The organism is Dietzia aerolata (assembly GCF_014144865.1).
Taxonomy (GTDB): Bacteria; Actinomycetota; Actinomycetes; order Mycobacteriales; family Mycobacteriaceae; genus Dietzia; species Dietzia aerolata.
The window spans coordinates 1-3,405 of the sequence record NZ_JAALDM010000197.1 but is presented as its reverse complement, the minus strand read 5'-3'; the positions used below and the strand labels follow the sequence as shown (position 1 = coordinate 3,405).

Annotated in this window: 5 protein-coding genes and 1 tRNA gene; 2 read left to right on the top strand and 4 right to left on the bottom strand. The window is 69.9% G+C overall.

Annotation, left to right across the window (positions count from 1 at the left end; genetic code table 11):
- Positions 1 to 119: 119 nt before the first annotated feature.
- The 4 genes from G6016_RS11800 to G6016_RS11785 all read right to left on the bottom strand — a co-directional run bounded on the left by G6016_RS11800 (position 120) and on the right by G6016_RS11785 (position 2,729).
- On the bottom strand, positions 120 to 914 hold the full coding sequence (locus tag G6016_RS11800; protein ID WP_182632838.1) for an ABC transporter permease: 795 nt from the start codon (positions 912 to 914) through the stop codon (positions 120 to 122).
- A gap of 46 nt (positions 915 to 960) precedes the next feature.
- Positions 961 to 1,728, bottom strand: a complete 768-nt coding sequence (modA, locus tag G6016_RS11795; protein ID WP_182632837.1) for a molybdate ABC transporter substrate-binding protein — start codon at positions 1,726 to 1,728, stop codon at positions 961 to 963.
- Positions 1,728 to 2,150, bottom strand: coding sequence for a TOBE domain-containing protein (locus G6016_RS11790; protein ID WP_182632836.1), 423 nt, complete (start codon positions 2,148 to 2,150; stop codon positions 1,728 to 1,730). Before G6016_RS11790 ends, modA begins: the two co-directional genes overlap by 1 nt.
- 84 nt (positions 2,151 to 2,234) lie before the next feature.
- The gene (locus tag G6016_RS11785; RefSeq protein ID WP_182632835.1) at positions 2,235 to 2,729 is read right to left on the bottom strand and encodes a YajQ family cyclic di-GMP-binding protein; all 495 of its coding nucleotides are present in this window, start codon (positions 2,727 to 2,729) and stop codon (positions 2,235 to 2,237) included.
- A 134-nt stretch (positions 2,730 to 2,863) separates the two neighbouring features.
- On the opposite strand from G6016_RS11785, the gene G6016_RS11780 reads away from it, so the two are divergent.
- Both G6016_RS11780 and G6016_RS11775 read left to right on the top strand, forming a co-directional pair.
- Positions 2,864 to 2,945: transfer RNA gene (locus G6016_RS11780), tRNA-Tyr, on the top strand.
- A 201-nt stretch (positions 2,946 to 3,146) separates the two neighbouring features.
- Positions 3,147 to 3,405: polyprenyl synthetase family protein (locus G6016_RS11775; protein ID WP_338403591.1), on the top strand; the 259-nt coding region annotated here is incomplete at its 3' end.

The following is a 3,405-nucleotide window of genomic DNA, read 5'->3' as shown; positions in this document are numbered from 1 at the left end:
GGCGGCCGGCGGGGATGGTGAGGGCGAGGTCGACGTCGCGGGCGTCGATCCGGCAGTCGAGGGCGGCGGCGGGCGGGGTGCCGCGCGAGGCGGGAGTGGTGCCGTCCGGGGTGGGCTGTTCAGGCATGGCGCACCACCGTCCTCCGGGCGACCCACGCGGAGGCGGCCATGAGTAGGGCGGCGACGAGGATCAGCAGAAGTGCCAGGGCGAGTGCGGTCTCGGTGTCGGACTCGCGGCTGAGGTAGATCTCCAGCGGAAGCGTGCGCGTGGTGCCCTGCAGCGAGCCGGCGAAGGTGAGGGTCGCGCCGAACTCACCGAGGGCGCGGGCGAAGGACATGCTCGCGCCGGAGAGCAACGCCGGCAGGACCAGCGGCAGCGTCACCGTGCCGAGAACGCGGGACGGGGAGGCGCCGAGGGACGCGGCCGTCTGCTCGAGGCGAGAGTCGACGGAGCGGAGGGCGCCTTCGAGAGCGACGACGAGGAACGGCATCGCCACGAACGTCTGCGCGATCACTACGGCTGTAGTGGTGAAGCCGATCTCGATGCCCAGCACCGACAGGTGCTCGCCCACCACGCCGACGCGACCGAAGGTGATGAGCAACGCCAGGCCGGCCACCACCGGCGGCAGCACCATCGGCAGGGCGGTCACCGTGCGGGCGAGCGCGGCGAGCGGGCCGTTGCTGCGCGCCAGCAGGACCGCCACCGGGGTGCCGAGCAGGATGCACAGCACGGTCGAGATGGCGCAGGTGCGCAGGCTGAGCGCCATCGCGTCCCGCGCGGCTTCCGAACTGAGCAGCGTGGGCACGTCGGCCCAGGGGATGCGCACCGCCAGACCGACCAGCGGCAGGGCCATCAACAGCACGGCCACGGTGGCCGTGGCCAGCAGCCAGCGGGGGAGCGGGGTCCTCAGCATGCCGGGGCTCTGTGTGGGTTGGCCGAGTCCCCGGGTGGTGTGGTGATCATGCGCCTCCGAAGCCGTAGCCGGCGAGCACCGCCCGCCCGTCAGGGCCGGTCACGGAGTCGAGGAACTGCTGCGCGAGGTCGGGCTGCTCGGAGCGGGAGAGCACAGCGATCGGATAGCGGTTGGGCGAGTCCTCGGCGCCCGCGATCGGGATGGCCTCGACCGCGTCGCCCGCAGCGGTGGCGTCGGTGGTGTAGACGATGCCTGCGTCGGCCTCGCCGGAGGTCACCTTGCCGCGTACGTCGGTGACCTTGGACTCCTCGCTCACCGGCTGTAGTTCGAGGCCGGCCGACTCGGCGAGGGCTCGCGTGGCGTTGCCGCACGGGACGCCCTCAGCGCAGATGACGAGCCGGGTCCCATCCAGCGACTCGTCGAATCCGGTGATGCCCGCAGGATTGCCGGGAGGTGTGATGAGCGTGAGCACGTTGGTCGCGAACAGCACCGGCTCGCCGGCCACCAGCCCCTCGTCCACGGCCCGGTCCATGTTCTTCTCGTCCGCCGAGGCGAAGACGTCTGCCGGGGCGCCGCCCGCGATCTGGTCGACGAGACCCGAGGAGCCGTCGAAGGATAGCCGGACCTCGACGCCCGGGTTCGCCTCCTCGAAGTCCTCGGCCAACTCGGTGAAGGGGTCCGTGAGCGAAGCCGCGGCGAAGACGGTCAGGGTCCGGGTGTCGGCGGCGTTGTCGTCGTCGCCCCCGGACGAACATCCCACCAACACAGACAGCCCCACGGCGGCGCCCAGCGCGGCGGTGGCGGCCCGTCGCATCACAGCGACACCCCCTCGACCACGACGCTGGTGGCCTTGACCCGCGCGGTGGCCAGCGACCCCGGTTCCAGGCCGAGCTCGCGGGCCGCCTCCGTGGAGATGAGCGACACGACGCGGTACGGGCCGCACTGGATGTCGACCTGGGACATGACCTCGTCCGATTTCACAGCCGTGACCAGGCCGCGGAAGCTGTTGCGCGCGCTGACCCCCGCGGAGTCGGGTCCGTCCGTCCCGTCGGAGTGGGCGGCGCCCCGGCCCGCCGCCCGCTCCTGGGCCAGTCGGGCGAGCTCAGCGCCGTCTACGGTCTTGCGGCCGGAGTCATCGGCGTGCGCGGAGAGGTCCCCCTTGTCGATCCAGCGACGAACGGTGTCGTCGCTGACCCCCATGAGAACTGCGGCATCAGTGATCCGAATGTGCGTCATGAGTGGAAGCTTAAACACGCATGTGCGGTTCCAGTAGCCGTATTCGATCCGCAAATGCGGGGGTGCGCACCCGATGCCGAAAGGTCAGCGGTAGTTGGTGAACTGCAGCGCCACTTCGAAGTCGGCGCCCTTGAGAAGCGCGATGCACTCCTGCAGGTCGTCGCGCTTCTTGGACGACACGCGGATCTCCTCGCCCTGGATCTGCGCCTTGACGCCCTTGGGGCCCTCGTCGCGCAGGAGCTTGGTGATCTTCTTGGCGTTCTCCTTGTCGATCCCCTGCTTGAGCGAGCCGACCAGGCGGAAGCCCTTGCCCGACGGCATGGGGTCGCCCACCTCGAGCGCCTTCATGCTCAGGCCACGGCGGACGAGCTTCTCGATGAACACGTCCTTGGCCGCCAGGACGCGGTCCTCGGAGTTGGCCGTGATCTCCACCGCGTCCTCGCCCTTCCACTCGATGCCGGCGTCGGTGCCGCGGAAGTCGTAGCGGGTGCCCAGCTCCTTGGCCGCCTGGTTGAGGGCGTTGTCCACCTCCTGGCGGTCGAACTCCGAGACGATGTCGAACGAGGACTCCGAGGCCATGAACGCGCTCTCCTTCACTGGTGGCGGGGCTTGCTGAGGTTGATCCAGGCCAGGCTACCCGCCTCCGGAGACCCCCGATTTGGCACCCGGGGGGAGGGGCGTTGTAATGTGGCTCTGCGCCCTGCGGGGTGCACGCCAGATTGCCCGAGCGGCCAAAGGGAGCGGATTGTAAATCCGTCGGCTTAGCCTTCGTTGGTTCGAATCCATCATCTGGCACTCGGAGACCCCTGCCACAAGCGGGGGTCTTCGTGCATTTCAGGGGCAGCCCCTCAGTGCTGGCGGTCGCCGCAGCGCGCCGCGATAGGCTGGCGGCGTGCATACGTGGGTGGCGACGACAGGCTCGGACTCGACTGGCCGCGGTCAGGACCCATCCGCGTTCGCCTCCGCTCCGAATAACTGGGCATGACCCTGTGTTCTGTGACCGCAGTCCCTCGGATGGCCGTGCGTGACGTGCCCGCGGGGCTCGGCTCCGCCGTCGACGACTGGGTTGCGGATATCGACGCCACGACGCGCACCGGTAAGGGGATACGGTCCGCTTTGCTCGAGGCCGTGTACGTCGCCGCCGGGGGCGATGACCCCGCAGTGCGGATCGCGGTGGGCGAGGCGCTCGAACTGCTCCACGAGGCATTTCTCATCCACGACGACGTCGTTGACGGCGACGACCACCGCCGTGGTC

What these genes read in the sequence shown, in the direction of transcription:
- G6016_RS11800 (WP_182632838.1), bottom strand. Translation starts at nt 914, where the DNA reads ATGCTGAGGACCCCGCTCCCCCGCTGGCTGCTGGCCACGGCCACCGTG.
- G6016_RS11790 (WP_182632836.1), bottom strand. Translation starts at nt 2,150, where the DNA reads ATGACGCACATTCGGATCACTGATGCCGCAGTTCTCATGGGGGTCAGC.
- modA (WP_182632837.1), bottom strand. Translation starts at nt 1,728, where the DNA reads ATGCGACGGGCCGCCACCGCCGCGCTGGGCGCCGCCGTGGGGCTGTCT.
- G6016_RS11785 (WP_182632835.1), bottom strand. Translation starts at nt 2,729, where the DNA reads ATGGCCTCGGAGTCCTCGTTCGACATCGTCTCGGAGTTCGACCGCCAG.